Origin of the sequence: Leifsonia sp. McL0618, assembly GCF_049994905.1 — a bacterium.
GTDB lineage: Bacteria > Actinomycetota > Actinomycetes > Actinomycetales > Microbacteriaceae > Diaminobutyricibacter.
This window is the reverse complement of the sequence record NZ_CP188258.1, coordinates 3,076,625-3,095,492: the sequence shown is the minus strand read 5'-3', so window position 1 is coordinate 3,095,492 and position 18,868 is coordinate 3,076,625. Positions and strand designations below refer to the sequence as shown.

Genomic DNA, 18,868 nt, shown 5'->3' with positions numbered 1-18,868 from the left:
TCAAGTATCGCCCAGTACTCAGGGTCTCCGCCCCGCCCTCAACTATCATTGGTGCCGACATGGCTCCCATCTACGACTGTTCGGTCGACTCCGAACTCCTCACCGGCATGAGGCTTGCCCGCGCGGCCATCGGCCGCGGCGAGCTCGTCGTCATCCCCACCGACACCGTGTACGGGGTCGCGGCCGACGCATTCGACCCTGCGGCCGTCCAGAGGCTGCTCGATGCGAAGGGCCGCGGCAGGCAGTCGCCACCGCCGGTGCTCATCCCCGGCATCCCGACCCTCGACGCCCTCGCGCAGTCGGTGCCCCAGGCCGTGCGCGACCTCGTGGCCGAGTTCTGGCCGGGTGGCCTCACCATCGTCGTGCCTGCGCAGCCGTCGCTCGCGTGGGATCTCGGCGAGACACGCGGTACCGTTGCGCTCCGGATGCCGAGCGACACCATCGCTCTCGAACTGCTCTCCGAGACGGGCCCGCTCGCAGTCTCCTCGGCGAACCTGACCGGCCGGCCATCGGCCCACACAGCCGCAGAGGCCGAAGCGATGCTGGGCGACTCGGTCGCGGTCTACCTCGACGGTGGCGAAGCGGGCGCGGGCTACGAGGGCCACGGCGCGGCAGACTCGTCGTCGACGATCGTCGACGCGACCGCCCTGGCCGCCGGAGTCGGCCCCCTGCGCATCCTCCGCCACGGTGTCATCACCGAAGAACAGCTCCGCGCGGTGGTCGGCGACCAGCTCGCCGCGACCGAGACCGCTGCGGGCGAGACGACGACGTGACCCTCTATTTCGTCCTCGCGCTGATCTCCGCGGTCATCACCTACCTGATGTCCCTGGTCGTCTATCGGCTCAGCCTCAAGTACCGGCTCTACCCGAAGATCCGCGCGCGCGACGTGCACACCCGGCCGACCCCGCGCCTCGGCGGGATCGCGATGTTCCTCGGCATCGTCGTCGCCTTCGGCGCGGCCTACCTGCTGTCGAGCCAGTTCACGATCCTCCGGCTGATCTTCGCCGACCCCGGTCCCATCCTCGCGATCCTCCTGGCGTCGCTGCTCATCGTCGCGATCGGCGTCGCCGACGACGTCTGGGACCTCGACTGGATGACCAAACTGGCCGGCCAGTTCGTCGCGGCAGGTCTCGTGGCCTGGCTCGGCGTGCAGATCTATTCGCTGCCCATCGGCGGGATCACCGTCGGCTCGCCCCTGATGAGCATCGTGATCACGCTGTTCGCGATCGTGCTGGTCATGAACGCGATCAACTTCATCGACGGGCTCGACGGCCTCGTCGCGGGTGTCGCGCTCATCGCCAACGGCACGTTCCTCGTCTACACCTACCTGCTGCAGCGTGAGATCAACCCGACCAACTACTTCAGCCTGGGAGGCGTGATCGCGGCGATCCTGGTCGGCGCCTGCGCCGGGTTCCTCCCGCTCAACTGGCACCCGGCGAAGATGTTCATGGGCGACGCCGGTGCGCTCCTCGTCGGCCTGCTGATGGCCACGTCCGCCATCTCCGTCACGGGCAACATCAACCCTGAGACGCTCCCGACCCTGGGCCGCTCCGCCCTGGTGCCGGCGTTCATCCCGATCATCCTTCCTTTCGCGGTGCTCATCGTGCCCCTGCTCGACTTCGGTCTCGCGGTCGTGCGACGCCTGCGCGCGGGCAAGTCGCCTTTCAGCGCCGACCGCAAACACCTGCATCACCGCCTGCTCGACATGGGGCACTCGCACCTGCACGCCGTGCTCATCTTCTATGCGTGGACGGCTGTGCTCTCCATCGGCTGCCTGCTGTTCTTCTTCCAGCCGTACTGGATGGCCATCGTCTTCATCGCTATCGGCCTGGTGGTCTGCGCCGCGTTCACCTTCGCCCCGCTCAGCAGGCGCAAGATCGCCGAGGCCGCGGCGGAACTGACTCCCGCCGGGTCGGCAGAAGCCGACCAGACCGCGCAGTACGACCCGCTCGACCGGGCATCCGACGACCTTCCGATTGACGACGCGACGCCCGTGGCGACACCGGCCGCCATCACCAAGGAGCTGTAAGTGACCGACAACCAGAACCCGGCGCCGGCACGAATCGTGCCGTCGTCGGAGCCCGTGCTCCGCAATGTGCTGAAGTGGGGCGGGTTCCTCGCGATCGGCATCGCCATCGTCGGCGCCGTCGTCGGCTACCTCTTCGCGGGCTGGATCGGCGTGACGAGTGCCCTGATCGGCACCGCGATGGCCGTCGTCTTCCTCGGGATCACGGCTGCCAGCATCCTGCTCGCGAACCGGTTCTTCGGCTCGGACATCTACGTTCCGGTGTTCTTCGGCATCGTCCTCGGCGGCTGGCTGCTCAAGTTCGTGCTGTTCATCATCCTGGCGTTCGCGCTCAAGGGCCAGCCCTGGATCAACCCCGCCGTCATGTTCCTGACCCTCATCGCGGGCGTCCTCGGATCGCTCGTGGTCGACGTGCTCGTGGTGTTCCGGTCGAGGATGCCGTACGCCAGCGACGTCACGTTGCCGGGGGAGAACCCTAAAGCATGATTCGATTCGTTACCTCGGAGAAACTCTTGTAGAGTTATCGGAGATTCCCCCCACCCGCTCCGCGATTCTCGTGGAAATCCCGGGTGCCACATGTTCGTCGTCGCGAGAGCTTAGCTCGACGCCCCGAAACAGGAGATAGCGCTGTTAGCTAACGCTGTGAACCTGCTGGTCCAGACCACGACTACCGACGATGGTAGCTTCCATGGTCCGTCGATCGATGAGTTCTTTCCCCCGGCCGTCTTTTCCATCGGCAGCTTCGAAGTCAACCGCATCATGCTGGTGCGCTTCGTCGCGGTCCTCGCCATCATCCTGGTCTTCTGGCTGGGCACCCGCCGCATGAAGCTCATTCCGGGTCGCGGGCAGAGCATCGTCGAGATGGGTCTCGACTTCGTGCGGGTCAACATCGCCGAAGACCTCCTGGGCAAGAAAGACGGCACGCGCTTCCTGCCGATCCTGACGTCCATCTTCTTCATGGTGCTGTTCATGAACCTGACGGGCATCATTCCGTTCCTGAACATCGCAGGCACCTCGGTCATCGGTGTCCCGCTCGTGCTGGCGATCGTCGCCTACACCTGTTTCATCTACGCCGGTGTCAAGAAGAGCCCGGGCAGCTTCTTCCGCAACTCGCTCTTCCCGCCCGGCGTGCCGTGGTACCTCTACATCCTGGTGACACCGATCGAGTTCGTCTCGACGTTCATCCTGCGACCGATCACGCTCACGCTCCGACTTCTCATGAACATGGTCGTCGGTCACCTTCTTCTCGTGCTCTTCTTCAGCGCGACGGCGTTCTTCCTCTTCACGGCAGGCAGCTGGTGGTCGCTCTTCGGAATCGGCACGTTCGCCTTCGGCTTCGCTTTCACCCTGTTCGAAATCCTGGTGGCAGTCCTCCAGGCTTACGTCTTCGCCCTGCTCACGGCTGTTTACATCCAGCTCGCAGTCGCCGAGGAACACTAATCGAGCTGCGCGCCCGCACAGCTCACATCACGGAAGGAAACACATAACGTGGACATCGCTGCTATCAACGGCAACATTGCCACCGTCGGATACGGCCTCGCGGCCATCGGCCCCGCCATCGGCGTCGGCATCGTGGTCGGCAAGACCATCGAAGGCGTTGCCCGTCAGCCCGAGCTGGCCGGTCGCCTCCAGGTCCTGATGTACATCGGTATCGCCTTCACCGAGGCGCTGGCGTTCATCGGTATCGCCGTCGGCTTCATCTTCCACTAATCCTCTTTATCTTCTTCAGTAAGGAGGAACGATGCTCAACGGTGTGGTTAGGGCCGCAACGAGCGCGACGATCAATCCGCTCATCCCGGCGTGGTACGACATCGTCGGATCGCTGATCTGCTTCGTCATCATCCTGTTCTTCTTCTGGCGGCTTGTTCTTCCGCGTATGAAGAAGTTGCTCGATGAGCGCGCGGAAGCCATCGAAGGCAACATCGCGAAGGCCGACGAGGCCCAGCACAAGGCGGAGGCGCTCCTCGAGGAGTACACCGAGCAGCTGGCGGATGCGCGTGCCGAGGCAGCGAAGATCCGCGAGCAGGCTCGCACCGACGGCCAGAAGATCCTGGCGGAGCTGAAGGAGCAGGCGTCGAGCGAGGCCGCGCGCATCACCGCGACCGCGCAGGCCCAGATCGAGGCCGAGCGCCAGGCCGCTGTCGTCTCGCTGCGCGGAGAGGTCGGATCGCTCGCGATCGACCTGGCATCCGGCGTTGTCGGAGAAGTCCTCAGCGACGACAAGAAGGCCCAGGCCATCGTCGACCGGTTCCTTGCGGACCTCGAGGCGAGCGAAGCGAAGGCAGGATCGGGCAAGTAATGGGAAGCGCCACCAGAGAAGCACTGGCCAACGCCGTGTCGGCACTCGCCGAACTCGGCGCCAAGGCCGATCTGGCGACGGCTGAAGACCTGTTCGCTGCAGGACGAGTCGTCGCCGACTCCGCCCAGCTGCGTGCGATCGTCAGCGACCCCTCCGCCGACCCCCAGGGCAAGGCGGAATTGGTCAAGCGCGTGTTCGCCCAGCTCTCGCCGGGTGCGGTCTCGCTCCTGTCCACGGTCGCCGCACAGCGGTGGTCGCGCCAGCGTGACGTGCTCTCCGCGATCGAAGAGCTCGGTATCCGCAGTATCGCGACGTCCGCGCCGGCCGGTACCGATGTCGAAGGCGAACTGTTCACGTTCGGAGTCGCCGTGACCTCCAACGCAGAACTGGAACTCGCCCTGCGCAGCAAGCTCGCCGATCCGGCGCAGAAGGCGGCGCTCGTCGATCGGCTGCTCGCAGGAAAGGCCTCGGCCCAGACCGAGGCGATCGTGCGGCAACTCGTGCTCCAGCCTCGTGGTCGCACCATCCGGGAGGCGCTCCGTGAGTCCGCCCGCATCGTGGCCGACCAGTCCGGACACTCGATCGCGACAGTGACGAGTGCACGTGCCCTGCCGGCAGCGCAGCTCGCGCAGCTGCAGACCGTGCTCTCCGCGAAGTACGGAAAGCGCCTCAAGATCAATGAAATCGTCGACGCCGCCGTGATCGGTGGAGTGCGGGTGCAGGTCGGCGATGATGTGATCGACGGAAGCATTTCACGCCGCATCAACGATCTACGACTTCAGCTGGTGGGCTGACCCGACGGGTCGACCACCTCAACAGGCATCTGGGACGACGTGTCCCGCATAGATAGGGAACAAAGATGGCAGAACTAACGATCAGCCCCGACGAGATCAGGGACGCGCTCAAGGACTTCGTTTCGGCTTACGAGCCGAACAAGACGGGCGCGACCGAGATCGGCCACGTCATCGACGCCTCGGACGGCATCGCGCACGTCGAGGGACTCCCCGGCGTGATGGCCAACGAGCTCATCCGCTTCTCGAACGGCGTCTCCGGCCTCGCCCAGAACCTCGACGAGAACGAGATCGGCGTCGTCATCCTGGGCGAGTTCGACGGCATCGTCGAAGGAATGGAAGTCACGCGCACCGGCGAGGTCCTCTCGGTGCCCGTCGGCGACGCCTACCTGGGCCGTGTCGTCGACCCGCTCGGCGTCCCGATCGACGGACTCGGCCAGATCGAGTCGGAAGGCCGTCGCGAGCTCGAGCTGCAGGCGCCCGGCGTCATGCAGCGCAAGAGCGTGCACGAGCCGCTCCAGACCGGCATCAAGGCGATCGACGCCATGATCCCTGTCGGCCGCGGCCAGCGCCAGCTGATCATCGGCGACCGCCAGACCGGCAAGACCGCGATCGCGATCGACACGATCATCAACCAGAAGGCCAACTGGGAGTCCGGCGACGCGAACAAGCAGGTGCGCTGCATCTACGTTGCGATCGGCCAGAAGGGCTCGACCATCGCTTCGGTGAAGGGCGCCCTCGAAGACGCAGGCGCCATGGAGTACACCACCATCGTCGCGGCTCCCGCTTCCGACCCCGCAGGCTTCAAGTACCTCGCGCCCTACACCGGTTCGGCGATCGGCCAGCACTGGATGTACGCCGGCAAGCACGTCCTCATCATCTTCGACGACCTGTCGAAGCAGGCCGAGGCCTACCGCGCCGTGTCGCTCCTCCTGCGTCGCCCGCCGGGACGCGAGGCGTACCCCGGTGACGTCTTCTACCTGCACTCCCGTCTGCTCGAGCGCTGTGCCAAGCTCTCCGACGAGCTCGGCGCCGGCTCGATGACCGGTCTTCCGATCATCGAGACCAAGGCCAACGACGTCTCGGCCTACATTCCGACCAACGTGATCTCGATCACCGACGGCCAGATCTTCCTGCAGTCCGACCTGTTCAACGCGAACCAGCGCCCGGCGGTCGACGTCGGAATCTCGGTCTCGCGTGTCGGTGGCGACGCCCAGGTCAAGTCGATCAAGAAGGTCTCCGGAACACTCAAGCTCGAGCTGGCCCAGTACCGCTCGCTCGAGGCCTTCGCGATGTTCGCGTCGGACCTCGACGCGGCGAGCCGTCGCCAACTGGCCCGCGGTGCCCGCCTCACCGAGCTGCTCAAGCAGCCGCAGTACTCGCCCTTCCCCGTCGAGGAGCAGGTCGTCTCGATCTGGGCCGGAACGAACGGCAAGCTCGACGAGGTGCCGGTCGAGGACATTCTGCGTTTCGAGTCCGAACTGCTCGACCACCTGCGCCGCAACTCCGACGTGCTCGACGTGCTGCGCGAGACGAACGTGCTCTCCGACGAGACCGTCGACAAGCTCGCAGCCGAAGTCGACAAGTTCAAGCTCGAGTTCCAGACCGGCGAAGGCAAGCCCCTCGCCTCGGTCGGCAGCGAGAAGTTCGAGGCGAGCGCAGAAGAAGACGTCAACCAGGAGCGCATCGTCAAGGCGAAGCGCTGAGGCGCCACGCGAACATCCGACGCATCGACAAGTTAGGTAAGTAGGAGACATGGGAGCGCAACTTCGGGTCTACCGGCAGAAGATCAAGTCTGCCCAGACGACCAAGAAGATCACTCGGGCCATGGAGCTGATCTCCGCCTCACGCATCCAGAAGGCGCAGGCGCGGGTGGCAGCATCCACGCCGTACGCGCGCGCCATCACCCGCGCGGTGTCGGCGGTCGCGACGTACTCGAACGTCGAGCACGTCCTGACCACCGAGCCGGAGAAGATCGAGCGCGCCGCGATCGTCATCTTCTCGTCCGACCGCGGACTCGCGGGCGCGTTCAACTCGAACGTGCTCAAGGAGTCGGAGCAGCTTGCGGAGCTCCTGCGCAGCCAGGGCAAGGACGTCGTGTACTTCCTCGTCGGCCGCAAGGCCTCGGCATACTTCAGTTTCCGCCGCCGCGCGTTCGAGCGCGTCTGGACCGGCGGAACCGACGCTCCCGAGTTCGAGATGGCGAAGGAGATCGGCGACGCCCTGCTCGAGTCCTTCCTGCGCGATGCGTCCGACGGCGGGGTCGATGAGATCCACATCATCTACAACCGCTTCGTCAACATGCTGACGCAGGTTCCCGAGATCGTGCGACTCCTGCCGCTCGAGGTCGTCGAAGGCGTCGAGGAGCCCGTCGACAACGAAGTGCTCCCGCTCTATGAATTCGAGCCCGACGTCGAGACCGTTCTCGACTCGCTCCTGCCCGTGTACATCGAGAGCCGGATCTTCAACGCGATGCTCCAGTCGGCCGCCTCGAAGCACGCCGCGACGCAGAAGGCGATGAAGGCCGCGAGCGACAACGCCGACAAGCTCATCCGCGACTACACCCGGCTGGCGAACAACGCGCGCCAGTCCGAGATCACCCAGCAGATTTCCGAGATCGTCGGTGGCGCCGATGCACTTGCCACCTCCGACAAGTGATCCCGGCCACGAAACACGTTTGACGTAGAACGAGAAGAGAAGACAATGACATCGATCGCAACCGACGAGACGCAGACGGCGCCGGTGCAGGCCGCAGGTGCTACCGGGCGTGTCGCCCGCGTCACCGGCCCCGTCGTCGACATCGAGTTCCCGCACGACTCGATTCCGGGCATCTACAACGCCCTCAAGACCACGATCACCATCGGCGAGACCTCGCACGAGATCACTCTCGAGGTCGCACAGCACCTCGGAGACGACCTCGTTCGCGCAATCGCGCTGAAGCCGACCGACGGTCTCGTTCGCGGCCAGGAGGTTCGTGACACCGGCGGTCCCATCACGGTTCCGGTCGGCGATGTCACCAAAGGCAAGGTCTTCAACGTGACCGGCGACATCCTGAACGGCGAGCCCGGCGAGAAGATCGAGATCACCGAGCGCTGGGGCATCCACCGCGAGCCCCCGAAGTTCGACCAGCTCGAGTCGAAGACCCAGCTCTTCGAGACCGGCATCAAGGTCATCGACCTCCTCACCCCGTACGTCCAGGGTGGAAAGATCGGCCTCTTCGGAGGCGCCGGCGTCGGCAAGACGGTGCTCATCCAGGAGATGATCCAGCGCGTCGCGCAGGACCACGGTGGTGTCTCGGTGTTCGCCGGTGTCGGCGAGCGCACCCGTGAAGGCAACGACCTCATCCACGAGATGGAGGAGGCAGGTGTCTTCGACAAGACCGCCCTCGTCTTCGGCCAGATGGACGAGCCGCCGGGAACGCGTCTGCGCGTGGCCCTCTCCGCTCTGACGATGGCGGAATACTTCCGCGACGTTCAGAACCAGGACGTGCTGCTCTTCATCGACAACATCTTCCGGTTCACCCAGGCGGGCTCAGAGGTCTCGACGCTGCTCGGCCGCATGCCTTCCGCGGTGGGCTACCAGCCGAACCTGGCCGACGAGATGGGTGTGCTCCAGGAGCGCATCACCTCGACCCGTGGACACTCGATCACCTCGTTGCAGGCGATCTACGTTCCGGCCGACGACTACACCGACCCGGCGCCGGCGACCACCTTCGCCCACCTCGACGCCACCACCGAACTGTCGCGTGAGATCGCGTCGAAGGGCCTCTACCCGGCCGTCGACCCGCTGACCTCGACCAGCCGCATCCTCGACCCCCGTTACCTGGGCGAGGACCACTACCGGGTGGCGACGACGGTCAAGCAGATCCTGCAGAAGAACAAAGAACTCCAGGAGATCATCGCGATCCTCGGTGTCGACGAGCTGTCCGAAGAAGACAAGATCACAGTGTCGCGCGCGCGCCGCATCCAGCAGTTCCTCTCGCAGAACACCTACATGGCCAAGAAGTTCACAGGCGTGGAAGGCTCCACCGTTCCGCTGAAGGACACCATCGAGTCGTTCGACGCGATCGCCCGCGGTGAGTTCGACCACGTGGCCGAGCAGGCGTTCTTCAACGTCGGCCCGATCACCGACGTCGAAGAGAAGTGGGCGCAGATCCAGAAGGAGAACGGCTGAGCATGGCTTCGCCGCTGAAGGTGAGCGTTGTCGCCGCCGACCACGAGGTGTGGTCGGGTGAGGCGAGCATGGTCGTCGCGCGTACGGTCGAGGGCCAGATCGGTATCCTCGCGGGGCATGAGCCCCTGCTCGCGATGCTGGCGGTCGGTGAGGTTCGCGTCACCCTCGTCGGCGGTTCGACCGTGACGGCCCAGGCCGACGAAGGATTCCTCTCGGTCGAGAACGACACGGTGACCGTCGTCGCCCGCCAGGCGGAACTGGTCTAGGCGCAATGGTCGAAGCGGGGGCGGCCGTCGACCGGCAGTTCGGGGATGTGCGTGTACCTGCGCTCATCGCCATGGCCGGTCTGCCCGGTGCGGGAAAATCCACGATCGCAGAGATCATCGGTGCGCGGCTCGGGGCCACGGTCGTATCTGTCGATCCCATCGAATCCGCGATCCTCAGTGCGGGCATCGACTCAGACCAGCCGACGGGCCTCGCGGCCTATCTCGTCGCCGAGACGATCGCCGAGCAGGAGCTTCTCGCCGGACGAACCGTCATCGTCGACGCGGTCAATGCCGTCGAGCCTGCACGACTTCAGTGGCGTGACCTCGCCGCACGTGCGGACGTGAAACTGCGCGTGGTCGAGGTCGTTTGCAGCGACCAGGAGCTCCACAAGGCGCGGCTCGAGAAGCGCATCCGTAGCCTTCCGCACGTCGACGAGACGACGTGGCACGCCGTCGAGCAGAGCGTCGAAGAGTACGACGAGTGGAGGGGCGCGAGCGCGGCGCTTCCCCGCGTCACGGTCGACACGACCGCGACCATCGGCGAGAACGTCGAGACCGCGCTCGCTTTCCTGGAGGGATAGGTGCTCATCCTCCTGCCGCCGTCGGAGACGAAGAACGACGGCGGTGATGGTGGCACGCTCGAGCTCGCGCGCCTGCAGTTCCCAACGCTGACCAGGACGCGACGTGCGGTCCTGCGGGCGGTCGCGGAGTTGTCGAAGGACCGCGAGGCGAGCATCCGTGCACTGAAACTGGGACCGAAGCAGCATGCCGAGGTCGACCGCAACCGGGCGCTCCGGCGGGCACCGACCATGCCGGCCATTGCGCTGTACTCCGGTGTTCTTTACGACGCTTTCGACGCGGCCTCGCTGTCTCCGCTCGAAGCCGCGCGGGCGCACGAAGTGGTTGCTGTGCACTCGGCCCTGTTCGGGCTCGTATCGGCCGGCGACTCCATTCCGGCCTACCGGCTCTCCTTCGATTCGCGGCTTCCGGGTATGACGCTCAAGCGTGCCTGGGCCGCGCCGGTCACTGCCGCCCTTGATCACACTAGCGGCGTCATCGTCGACTTGCGGTCGGAAGGCTATGCCGCGCTCGGGCCGCTCCCTGCGACGAAGAGCTCGGTCTATGTGCGCGTGCTCGCCCGCGACGACACCGGCAGGATTCGCGCTCTGAACCACTTCAACAAGCAGGCCAAGGGCCTTTTCGCTCGCGCCCTGGTCACCAGCGGGGCCGACTTCGGCGATGCGGCGCAACTGCTCGACTGGGCACGGTCCGAAGGCTATGAGGTCGGAATGAACGGTCACGAGCTCGAACTCGTCGTTCCCGCGGTAACGGGCGAACCCGGCAGCTTGATGGCGACCCTCCGCTAGATTCTCCGCGAGATTCCAGCCAGGGGCGCGGCGGTAGAACGTGCTGGTGTGCCCACTAAAAGTGAGATATGCTCAGCGCAAGGTGAAGCTCAATCACAGCTTCGTATCGAGTTATGCGAATCAGAGGAGGAGCACTGAGCCTCGGTGGGCTCTCTGCCAGCGGCGGTCGGTCGCGGCGAAAGCCCCCGCAATCTGTCGGGCCGACGCATCGGTTGTAAGGCGCGAATCCCCTCGCGCCGGGGTCGAGAAGCTCGGACGCGTGATGATCCCCTAGTTCCGCCTGCGGTCGGGCACGTGCGGAGGTGATCTCACGAGCGAGAGTCCGTAAAGCTCCGATCCCTGCAGTCGTCGTCGGCCCGGCGCTTTCCGTCGCGCTGCAGCCCAGAGCTTTCAGTCCTCGGCGCGAAAGCACCCCACGACGTGATCGTCGACCATTCCGGTCGACTGCATCAGGGCGTACATCGTTGTCGGCCCGACGAACCGGAACCCGCGCTTGCGGAGTTCTTTGCTCAGCGCAGTCGAGTCAGCGGTGACGGCAGGAACCTCGCTGAAATCCGACGGTCGCGGCCGACCCGGCGCCGGGGCGAAGCCCCACATCAGCTCAGAAAGTCCGATATCGAGGGCGAGGGTAGCCCTGGCGTTGGCGATCGTGGCCTCGATCTTGCCGCGATGGCGAATGATCCGCTCATCGAGCAGGAGCCGGTCGACATCGGTCTCGGTCATGGCCGCGACCTGCTCCGGCTCGAAGTCGTGGAAGTCCTCGCGGAAGGCCGTCCGTCGCCGCAGGATGGTGATCCACGAGAGGCCCGCCTGGAATCCCTCGAGGCAGAGCTTCTCGTAGAGCGCGCGAGGGTCGCGCTGTTCGCGCCCCCACTCCTCGTCGTGGTAGCGCCGGTACTCGTCGTCGCTTGCCGCCCAGGAGCAGCGCGTCACTCCGTCGTCGCCGATGATCGTCGAGCTCATGCGGCCAGCATGATCCCCTCGTGCGTCAGCAGCCAGAGTTTCGTCGGGATTCCCTCGCCGCCGCTGTACCCGGTGATCCGTCCGTTGGACGAGAGCACGCGGTGGCAGCCGACGATGATCGGAATCGGGTTGGCCCCGACTGCTCCGCCGATCGCCCGCCCCGACCCCGGCCGCCCGATCTCGGCGCCCAGCTCACCGTATGACGTGAACTGACCGAACTCGAGCCTCTCGAGCGCCTCCCAGACGCTCCGCTGGAATTCGGTGCCTTCCAGGCGCACTGGAAGCACGAAGTCTTTGCGTGCGCCTGCGAAATACTCGTCGAGCTGGCGCGCGGCTTCATCGAGGACAGGGGCGGTGCGCTCGGGATGCTCCTCGAGCGGGAGGTGGCCGTCGCGCTCGATGGAGAGCGAGGTGATCGCCTCACCGTCGCTGGTGAGCTCGAGCCGGCCGATGGGGCTGTCCGTTCGGATCAGGTACGCGAATGAAGTGCTCATGCCTCGACTGTAGACGGAGCCGGTGACACGTTCGCGCGGAAATCGGACATTGGGGATAACTCGTCCCCGGGGTGTGCCCCGAGGGTAAAAAGCACCCTCCCGGAGCGGTTAGCCTTGGCAGATGGTGATCACAGACGACACTTCCTCCGGCATCCCTGCGGTCGTCACGCAGGTGCTGCGTCGCACTCCCGTGATCGACGGTCACAACGACTGGGCGTGGGAGTGCCGCGAGAGCCGAAGCTATTCGGTCGAGGGCCTTTCAGAGCTCCTCGCGACCGACACGGACATCCCACGCCTTCGCGCGGGCGGTGTCGGCGCCCAGTTCTGGTCGGTCTACATCGACGACGGCCCGGATGGCCCGTCCTCCGTGCAGGGAACACTCGAACAGATCGACTGGGTGTACCGGCTCGTCGCACGCTACCCGGAGACGTTCTCACTCGCCCGCTCGGCTGACGATGTCGAGGCGGCCATCAGCTCCGGCCGCATCGCCTCCCTGCTCGGCTCGGAAGGCGCCCACTCGATCAACGACTCCCCGGCGGTGCTGCGGATGCTCGCCAGGCTCGGCGTGCGCTACCTCACCCTCACGCACGTCAACAACACCGCATGGGCGGATTCGGCGACCGATGAGCCGCGCCATGGAGGGCTCTCCGAGCGTGGCAGGGACTACATCCGCGAGCTCAACCGGCTGGGCATCCTCGTCGACCTCTCGCACGTATCGCCCGCGACCATGCACGACGCGCTCGACGTGACGGACGCGCCGGTCATCTTCAGCCACAGCTCCTGCCGGGCACTGTCGGACCACCCGCGCAATGTGCCGGACGACGTGCTCCTGCGCCTCGCGGCGAACGGCGGAGTGGTGATGATCACGTTCGTGCCGCAGTTCCTCTCAGAGGAGTTCTCCGAGTGGGCCGACGGCCCCCGTACGGAGCCAGCGCCCGTCGTCACGATCAGCGACGTCGCCGACCACATCGAGCACGCGCGTGCCGTCGCCGGCGTCGAGCACATCGGGCTCGGGGGCGACTTCGACGGTACCGACATCTTCCCGGAGGGGCTCGAGGGGGTCGACGGGTATCCGGCGCTCCTCGCCGAGCTCGCCCACCGGGGGTGGACCGCATCCGATCTCGAAGCGCTCACCGGAGGGAACATCCTGCGTGTGCTCCGAGCGACGGACGGCGCGTTCTCCAACCCGGACCCGGCCGTGCCGGTCCTCGAACTATAAATAGCCGCGAGTCGGAAACTCGCCCGAAACGTGCGAGCCATACGCTAAGCGGACACAGCGCAAAGAAGGGGTATCCATGACCAGGTCTCACACGGGCCGCACGATCGCGGGCGTCATCGCGGTCGGCGTCGCCACCGCCCTCGCCATCACCGGCTGCTCGCCGAACACATCGTCGTCGTCGTCGTCGAGCAACAAGACCCTTGTGGTCGACCAGTCCTTCGACCTCAAGACGTCTGACCCGGGCCGGGCGTTCGAGCTCACCGGCAGCATCGTCGACCGTGCCCTGTACGAGACGCTGCTCACGTTCAAGGGCTCGGACGTCACCAAGCCGGTGCCGCAGCTCGCGACGTACAAGGAGTCGTCGGACAACAAGACGCTCACCCTGACGCTCGACGGCAAGCACAAGTTCTCCGACGGCACGACGGTCACAGCAGACGACGTCGTGTTCTCGCTCAAGCGCGTCCAGGGGCTCAAGGGCAACCCGTCGTTCCTCCTCGACGGCGTCACGGTCAACAAGGTCGACGACAAGACCGTCACCCTGACATCGGCGACCCCGAACCCGGCGCTTCCGTTCATCCTCCCGAACCCCTCGCTCGGAATCCTGAACTCGGCCCTCGTCAAGAAGAACGGCGGAGCAGAGGACGACACCGACAAGGCGGAGGCGTTCCTCAACAAGACCTCAGCGGGCTCCGGGCCCTACGAGCTCGAGTCCTACAACGTCAACACCAAGGTCGTATTCAAGCTGAACCCGCACTACGTCGGCACCGCGCCCGCCTACGGCCGGGTCGTTCTCGAGAACGTCGCGGGGCCGACCCAGAAGATCAACGTGCAGGCCGGCTCCAGCCAGGTCGCGCTCGACCTGAACTCCGACCAGGTGCAGGGCCTCGACAGCGGCTCGACCAAAGTCATCAAGGGTGTCTCGCCCTACGTGATCTACACCTGGTACAACCAGAACCCGACGGTCGGCGCCGGTGTGACGAACAAGGCGCAGTTCCTGACCGCGGTACGACACGGCATCGACTACTCGAAGATCCTCTCGATCGCGGGGGCTGGCTCGACCCAGCCGGGCGGCATGGTCCCGTCGATGTTCCTCGGCGCGCTGTCCTCCGACCCGTCGAACACCTTCGACGCGGCGGCGGCCAAGACCGCCCTCGCGGCATCGGGATACGCGGGCCAGCCTGTGAAGTTCTCCTACCCGAACGACATCACGGTCAACGGTCTGCAGATGCAGACCCTCGCCGAGGCGATCCAGGCGCAGCTGAAAGACATCGGAATCACGATCACGCTCGCTCCGTCGCCGATCTCGACCTTCCTCGACGCCTACCGTGCCGGAAAGCTCCAGTCGGGAATCATGTACTGGGGCCCGGACTTCCCGGACCCCTCGGACTACCTCGTGTTCAACCCGGGCGAGTCCCTCGGTCTCCGTGCCGGGTGGGCGAAGGGTGCTGACCCCGCGGTCACCACGCTGGCAGACGCAGCGGCATCAGCCGTAGGCTCCGCCGACCGCACCAAGGCATACCAGGCGTGGCAGACCCAGGCCAACGCGACGGGGCCGTTCCTGCCCGTCGTGCAGCCCGGCCAGTACGTCGTCACCGCGACGTCGATCAAGCAACTCCTGCTCAATCCCGTGTGGACCGTTGACCTCGCAGAAATCAAGTAGCTCGACCCTGGAGGCGCCCGCGCCCGCCAGACTCGTCTCCGACGAGCGCAGGCGCCTCCCCCCTCTCGTCCGCTACATCGCGCTCCGCCTGGGCGTCAGTGTGCTGCTGATCTTCGGCGTCACACTCGTCACCTTCACGCTCACCAACCTCGTGCCTGCCGACCCTGCGCAGGCCGCGCTGGGGGAGCGGGCGGCGAGCGACCCCGCCGTCGTCGCAGAGTTCCGCAAGGCGCAGGGCCTCGACAAGCCGGTCGTCGTGCAGTACTTCGTTTACCTCGGCCACCTGCTCCAGGGCAACCTCGGCACCTCGACGCAGACGCACAACCCGGTGTCGCAGGACCTGTCGGTCGCATTCCCCGCGACGGCCGAGCTCGCGATCTTCGTGATCGTCTTCTCGATCTTCATCGGGATCGGACTCGGCCTCTATGCAGCGCTCCGACATAATCGCTTCACCGATCAAGTCATCCGCATCTTCAGTCTCGGCGGTATTTCGATTCCGACGTTCTGGCTGGCGCTCGCGGTGTTCTACATCTTCTTCTACCAGCTGCACTGGGCGCCCGGCAGCGGCCGGCTCGATCCGGCCGCGCAGGCCCCGCCGACCGTGACCGGCATGTATACCGTCGACGCGCTGCTTGCCGGGCAGTGGGACACGTTCTGGGACGCGCTCTCGCATCTCGCTCTCCCCGGACTCGTGCTCACGCTGTACACCGTCGGCCTGCTGATCCGGTTCGCCCGGTCGGCGGTGCTCGACGTGCTGGGGCAGGACTACGTGACCGCCGCGCGCGCCAAGGGTCTGACATCCCGCCGGGTGGTCTTCGGCTACACGCTGCGCGGAGCGCTGCTGCCGATCCTGACGATCGTCGGTCTCGCTTTCGGCTCCCTCCTGTCAGGTACCGTGCTCACCGAGCAGGTCTTCTCCTGGGGCGGGATCGGGCAGTACGCCTACAAGGCCGCCACAACACTCGACCTGCCGGCGGTCATGGGCGTCGGCCTGATCGTAGGCATGGTCTACATCATCACCAACTTCGTGATCGACGTGATCTACGGTGTGGTCGACCCGAGAGTGAGGGTCCAGTGACCGCAACCCTGGACATCGCCGTCAAGCGCAAGCGCCCCATCCTGCCCGCCGTCTGGCGACGGCCGATGGCCGTCATCGGCGTGGTCGTGATCGCCATCTGGCTGATCATCGCCATCTTCGCCCCGCTGATCGCGCCATACGATCCGCTGGCGCAGAGCTTCGCGCGGCTCGCCCCGCCGAGCGCCGAGCACTGGTTCGGTACGGACGCCGTCGGACGCGACGTGCTGTCGCGCACCCTGTACGGCGCGCGCGTCTCCCTGCCCCTCGCCCTCATCCTCGTGGTCTGTTCGATGATCATCGGCTCGATCCTCGGCGCGGTCGCCGGCTATTTCGGCCGCGGCGTCGACGAAGTGATCATGCGAATTTCCGACCTGGTCTTCGCGTTCCCGACGATCATCCTCGCCATGATCGTCGCGGCGTCCCTCGGCCCGAGCCTCACCAACGCCGTCATCGCACTGCTCGTCGTATCGTGGCCGAGCTACGCCCGCGTCATGAGGTCGATGGTGCTCGGGGAGCGCGCCAGGGAGTATGTCATCGCGGGCAGGCTGCTGGGCGCGAGCGCTTATCGCTCGCTCGGCCGGGATGTCCTGCCGAACGTGGCAGCGCCGGTGCTGGTGCTCGCCACCCTGGACTTCGGCAACGCGATCCTGCTGCTGTCGGGCCTGTCCTTCCTCGGCCTCGGAGCGACCCCGCCGACGCCGGAATGGGGATCCATGGTCGCCGACGGTGTACAGAACTTCAGCGCCTGGTGGCTGTCCGCCTTCCCCGGTCTCGCCATCTTCACCGTCGTGATGGCCTTCAACTTCCTCGGCGACGCCATGCGCGACGCGCTCGATCCGCGGGCAGCCGGCAAAGTGCAGGGGGTGTCCGTATGACCGGGCTCACCATCACGGACCTCAAGCTGGAGCTGGGCGATCCGAAGTCCCCGAAGCAGATCCTGCGCGGCATCGACCTCGAGGTGCCGGCGGGCCAGATCTCCGGTCTCGCGGGCGAGTCCGGGTCGGGCAAGACGGTGACCGGCCTGACCGTCTGCGGGCTGCAACCGGCGGGCTCGCGGGTCACCGGGCAGATCAGGCTGGATGGTGCGCGCACCTCGGTCGACAACCTCCTCGCCATTTCGCCGGCCAGGCTCAACCGCCTCCGCGGTCGCGAACTGGCCATGATCTTCCAGGACCCGACCGCGAGCCTGCACCCGATGATCTCGATCGGCGGCCAGCTCACCGATCATGTGCGCCACCATCTGGGCCTTGGTCGCCGGCAGGCGCGCGAGCTCGCCGTCGAGCTTCTCGAGCGGGTGCGCGTGCCGGAGCCCGACGCGGCGCTGTCGAAGTATCCGCACCAGTTCTCCGGCGGCCAGCTGCAGCGCATCGCCATCGCCATCGCGATCGCGTGCGAACCGTCCGTGCTGATCGCAGACGAGCCGACGACGGCTCTCGACGTGACGGTGCAGGCGGGCATCCTGAGGCTGCTGCGCGAACTGTGCGACACGATGGACCTGGCCATCCTGCTGGTCACCCACGACCTCGGTGTCATGTCGGCGGTCGCCGACACGGTCGCCGTCATGCACAACGGGTCGATCGTCGAACACGGTTCGCGATACCAGGTCATCCGGGAGCCGCGCACCGAGTACACGCGCTCGCTCATCGACTCGCTGCCCGCTGTGCCGCCTCCTCCGCAGGTCGTGCACGAGGTGGCCGTGGAGACCGGCATCGAAGACGGGGAGGGGAACGGATGACGGGCGAACTGGTGGTCGACGGCGTCAGCGTGCAGTACCGGCGGCCCGGACGCAGCAAGCTCACCGCCGTCGACAACGTCTCGCTGTCGCTCGGAACCGGCGAAGTCGTCGGCCTGGTGGGGGAGTCCGGCTGTGGCAAGTCAACGCTTGCGCGTGCGATCTGCGGGCTGGAGCCTCTGTCGGGCGGAACGATCACGTTCGACGGCGAACCGGTGCCGCGGCTGCGACTGCGTGCACGCCCGGTTCGGCTGCGCCGCATCCAGATGGTGTTCCAGAACCCGTACGCCTCGCTGAACCCGCGCCGCAGGGTCGGCGCCCAGATCGCGGATGCGTTCGCCGTCGCCGGACCCGACCGCTCGACCGTCCCGGTACTGCTCGCCGACGTCGGACTCGACGCGGATGCGGCCGACCGCTATCCCCATGAATTCTCGGGTGGCCAGCGTCAGCGCATCGCCATCGCGCGGGCGATCGCCGCACGCCCCGACGTGCTCATCGGCGACGAGCCGATCGCATCGCTCGACGCCTCCCTGCAGGCGAAGGTCGCCCAGCTCATGCGCGACGTCGCGCTGAAGAACGGAGCATCGCTCCTGTTCATCAGCCACGACCTCTCGGTCGTGCGGGTGATCGCCGACCGGGTCGCCGTCATGCAGGCGGGCCGCGTGGTCGAGACCGGGCCGATCGACCAGGTCTGGAACGCACCGAAGGACGACTACACGGCCCGGCTGCTCGCCTCGATTCCCGTCCCCGACGGCCTGGGGAACCTGCCGGTCGGCTGACCGGCCGGCTGGGCTCGATGC

General features: G+C 66.2%; 21 protein-coding genes. 19 read left to right on the top strand and 2 right to left on the bottom strand.

Going from position 1 to position 18,868, the window contains the following annotated elements; translation table 11 throughout:
- Positions 1–59: 59 nt before the first annotated feature.
- The 13 genes from ACPPVQ_RS14905 to ACPPVQ_RS14845 all read left to right on the top strand — a co-directional run bounded on the left by ACPPVQ_RS14905 (position 60) and on the right by ACPPVQ_RS14845 (position 10,922).
- Positions 60–773, top strand: coding sequence for an L-threonylcarbamoyladenylate synthase (locus tag ACPPVQ_RS14905; protein WP_426515890.1), 714 nt, complete (start codon positions 60–62; stop codon positions 771–773).
- On the top strand, positions 770–2,029 hold the full coding sequence (locus ACPPVQ_RS14900) for an MraY family glycosyltransferase (protein ID WP_426515889.1): 1,260 nt from the start codon (positions 770–772) through the stop codon (positions 2,027–2,029). The genes ACPPVQ_RS14905 and ACPPVQ_RS14900 overlap by 4 nt, the downstream gene beginning before the upstream one ends.
- A complete protein-coding gene (locus ACPPVQ_RS14895; RefSeq protein ID WP_426515887.1) occupies positions 2,030–2,512 on the top strand; it encodes a hypothetical protein in 483 nt (160 codons plus the stop codon).
- Positions 2,513–2,668: 156 nt separating this feature from the next.
- Positions 2,669–3,466, top strand: a complete 798-nt coding sequence (gene atpB, locus ACPPVQ_RS14890) for a F0F1 ATP synthase subunit A (RefSeq protein WP_426515886.1) — start codon at positions 2,669–2,671, stop codon at positions 3,464–3,466.
- A 48-nt stretch (positions 3,467–3,514) separates the two neighbouring features.
- Positions 3,515–3,736 (top strand): F0F1 ATP synthase subunit C, encoded by a 222-nt coding sequence (gene atpE / locus ACPPVQ_RS14885; RefSeq protein WP_426515885.1) that lies wholly within the window; start codon positions 3,515–3,517, stop codon positions 3,734–3,736.
- A 31-nt stretch (positions 3,737–3,767) separates the two neighbouring features.
- Positions 3,768–4,325: a F0F1 ATP synthase subunit B gene (locus ACPPVQ_RS14880; RefSeq protein ID WP_426515884.1), complete on the top strand. Its 558-nt coding sequence runs from the start codon at positions 3,768–3,770 to the stop codon at positions 4,323–4,325.
- Positions 4,325–5,119: a F0F1 ATP synthase subunit delta gene (locus ACPPVQ_RS14875; protein ID WP_426515883.1), complete on the top strand. Its 795-nt coding sequence runs from the start codon at positions 4,325–4,327 to the stop codon at positions 5,117–5,119. Before ACPPVQ_RS14880 ends, ACPPVQ_RS14875 begins: the two co-directional genes overlap by 1 nt.
- Before the next feature lie 65 nt (positions 5,120–5,184).
- Entirely contained in the window at positions 5,185–6,822 is a 1,638-nt protein-coding gene (gene atpA, locus ACPPVQ_RS14870) for a F0F1 ATP synthase subunit alpha (protein ID WP_426515882.1), read from the top strand.
- A 49-nt stretch (positions 6,823–6,871) separates the two neighbouring features.
- The gene (locus ACPPVQ_RS14865) at positions 6,872–7,774 is read left to right on the top strand and encodes a F0F1 ATP synthase subunit gamma (protein ID WP_426515881.1); all 903 of its coding nucleotides are present in this window, start codon (positions 6,872–6,874) and stop codon (positions 7,772–7,774) included.
- Positions 7,775–7,819: 45 nt separating this feature from the next.
- Positions 7,820–9,289, top strand: a complete 1,470-nt coding sequence (gene atpD / locus ACPPVQ_RS14860) for a F0F1 ATP synthase subunit beta (protein WP_426515879.1) — start codon at positions 7,820–7,822, stop codon at positions 9,287–9,289.
- A gap of 2 nt (positions 9,290–9,291) precedes the next feature.
- Positions 9,292–9,555, top strand: a complete 264-nt coding sequence (locus ACPPVQ_RS14855) for a F0F1 ATP synthase subunit epsilon (RefSeq protein WP_426515877.1) — start codon at positions 9,292–9,294, stop codon at positions 9,553–9,555.
- Positions 9,556–9,560: 5 nt separating this feature from the next.
- The gene (locus ACPPVQ_RS14850; protein WP_426515876.1) at positions 9,561–10,136 is read left to right on the top strand and encodes an AAA family ATPase; all 576 of its coding nucleotides are present in this window, start codon (positions 9,561–9,563) and stop codon (positions 10,134–10,136) included.
- The gene (locus ACPPVQ_RS14845) at positions 10,137–10,922 is read left to right on the top strand and encodes a YaaA family protein (RefSeq protein WP_426515875.1); all 786 of its coding nucleotides are present in this window, start codon (positions 10,137–10,139) and stop codon (positions 10,920–10,922) included.
- A gap of 390 nt (positions 10,923–11,312) precedes the next feature.
- On the opposite strand, the gene ACPPVQ_RS14840 is transcribed toward ACPPVQ_RS14845, so the two are convergent.
- Both ACPPVQ_RS14840 and ACPPVQ_RS14835 read right to left on the bottom strand, forming a co-directional pair.
- Positions 11,313–11,885: a DNA-3-methyladenine glycosylase I gene (locus ACPPVQ_RS14840; RefSeq protein WP_426515873.1), complete on the bottom strand. Its 573-nt coding sequence runs from the start codon at positions 11,883–11,885 to the stop codon at positions 11,313–11,315.
- Positions 11,882–12,379 (bottom strand): methylated-DNA--[protein]-cysteine S-methyltransferase, encoded by a 498-nt coding sequence (locus tag ACPPVQ_RS14835; RefSeq protein ID WP_426515872.1) that lies wholly within the window; start codon positions 12,377–12,379, stop codon positions 11,882–11,884. Before ACPPVQ_RS14835 ends, ACPPVQ_RS14840 begins: the two co-directional genes overlap by 4 nt.
- Before the next feature lie 121 nt (positions 12,380–12,500).
- On the opposite strand from ACPPVQ_RS14835, the gene ACPPVQ_RS14830 reads away from it, so the two are divergent.
- The 6 genes from ACPPVQ_RS14830 (at position 12,501) to ACPPVQ_RS14805 (ending at position 18,847) form a co-directional block, all read left to right on the top strand.
- A complete protein-coding gene (locus tag ACPPVQ_RS14830; RefSeq protein ID WP_426515871.1) occupies positions 12,501–13,598 on the top strand; it encodes a dipeptidase in 1,098 nt (365 codons plus the stop codon).
- A gap of 76 nt (positions 13,599–13,674) precedes the next feature.
- On the top strand, positions 13,675–15,258 hold the full coding sequence (locus ACPPVQ_RS14825) for an ABC transporter substrate-binding protein (protein ID WP_426515869.1): 1,584 nt from the start codon (positions 13,675–13,677) through the stop codon (positions 15,256–15,258).
- Entirely contained in the window at positions 15,236–16,336 is a 1,101-nt protein-coding gene (locus tag ACPPVQ_RS14820) for an ABC transporter permease (RefSeq protein WP_426515868.1), read from the top strand. Before ACPPVQ_RS14825 ends, ACPPVQ_RS14820 begins: the two co-directional genes overlap by 23 nt.
- Positions 16,333–17,211 carry an ABC transporter permease gene (locus tag ACPPVQ_RS14815; protein ID WP_426515867.1) on the top strand — a complete coding sequence of 293 codons (879 nt, stop codon included), beginning with the start codon at positions 16,333–16,335 and terminating at the stop codon, positions 17,209–17,211. The genes ACPPVQ_RS14820 and ACPPVQ_RS14815 overlap by 4 nt, the downstream gene beginning before the upstream one ends.
- Positions 17,208–18,071 carry an ABC transporter ATP-binding protein gene (locus ACPPVQ_RS14810; protein WP_426515866.1) on the top strand — a complete coding sequence of 288 codons (864 nt, stop codon included), beginning with the start codon at positions 17,208–17,210 and terminating at the stop codon, positions 18,069–18,071. The genes ACPPVQ_RS14815 and ACPPVQ_RS14810 overlap by 4 nt, the downstream gene beginning before the upstream one ends.
- Entirely contained in the window at positions 18,068–18,847 is a 780-nt protein-coding gene (locus ACPPVQ_RS14805) for an ABC transporter ATP-binding protein (protein WP_426515864.1), read from the top strand. The genes ACPPVQ_RS14810 and ACPPVQ_RS14805 overlap by 4 nt, the downstream gene beginning before the upstream one ends.
- Positions 18,848–18,868: the final 21 nt, after the last annotated feature.

Bases quoted from the DNA above. Each gene is read 5' to 3' on its own strand.
- ACPPVQ_RS14810 (WP_426515866.1), top strand. From the start codon at position 17,208: ATGACCGGGCTCACCATCACGGACCTCAAGCTGGAGCTGGGCGATCCG.
- ACPPVQ_RS14880 (WP_426515884.1), top strand. From the start codon at position 3,768: ATGCTCAACGGTGTGGTTAGGGCCGCAACGAGCGCGACGATCAATCCG.
- ACPPVQ_RS14855 (WP_426515877.1), top strand. From the start codon at position 9,292: ATGGCTTCGCCGCTGAAGGTGAGCGTTGTCGCCGCCGACCACGAGGTG.
- ACPPVQ_RS14840 (WP_426515873.1), bottom strand. From the start codon at position 11,885: ATGAGCTCGACGATCATCGGCGACGACGGAGTGACGCGCTGCTCCTGG.
- ACPPVQ_RS14850 (WP_426515876.1), top strand. From the start codon at position 9,561: ATGGTCGAAGCGGGGGCGGCCGTCGACCGGCAGTTCGGGGATGTGCGT.
- ACPPVQ_RS14865 (WP_426515881.1), top strand. From the start codon at position 6,872: ATGGGAGCGCAACTTCGGGTCTACCGGCAGAAGATCAAGTCTGCCCAG.
- ACPPVQ_RS14825 (WP_426515869.1), top strand. From the start codon at position 13,675: ATGACCAGGTCTCACACGGGCCGCACGATCGCGGGCGTCATCGCGGTC.
- ACPPVQ_RS14830 (WP_426515871.1), top strand. From the start codon at position 12,501: ATGGTGATCACAGACGACACTTCCTCCGGCATCCCTGCGGTCGTCACG.
- ACPPVQ_RS14835 (WP_426515872.1), bottom strand. From the start codon at position 12,379: ATGAGCACTTCATTCGCGTACCTGATCCGAACGGACAGCCCCATCGGC.
- ACPPVQ_RS14805 (WP_426515864.1), top strand. From the start codon at position 18,068: ATGACGGGCGAACTGGTGGTCGACGGCGTCAGCGTGCAGTACCGGCGG.
- atpA (WP_426515882.1), top strand. From the start codon at position 5,185: ATGGCAGAACTAACGATCAGCCCCGACGAGATCAGGGACGCGCTCAAG.
- atpD (WP_426515879.1), top strand. From the start codon at position 7,820: ATGACATCGATCGCAACCGACGAGACGCAGACGGCGCCGGTGCAGGCC.
- ACPPVQ_RS14875 (WP_426515883.1), top strand. From the start codon at position 4,325: ATGGGAAGCGCCACCAGAGAAGCACTGGCCAACGCCGTGTCGGCACTC.
- ACPPVQ_RS14905 (WP_426515890.1), top strand. From the start codon at position 60: ATGGCTCCCATCTACGACTGTTCGGTCGACTCCGAACTCCTCACCGGC.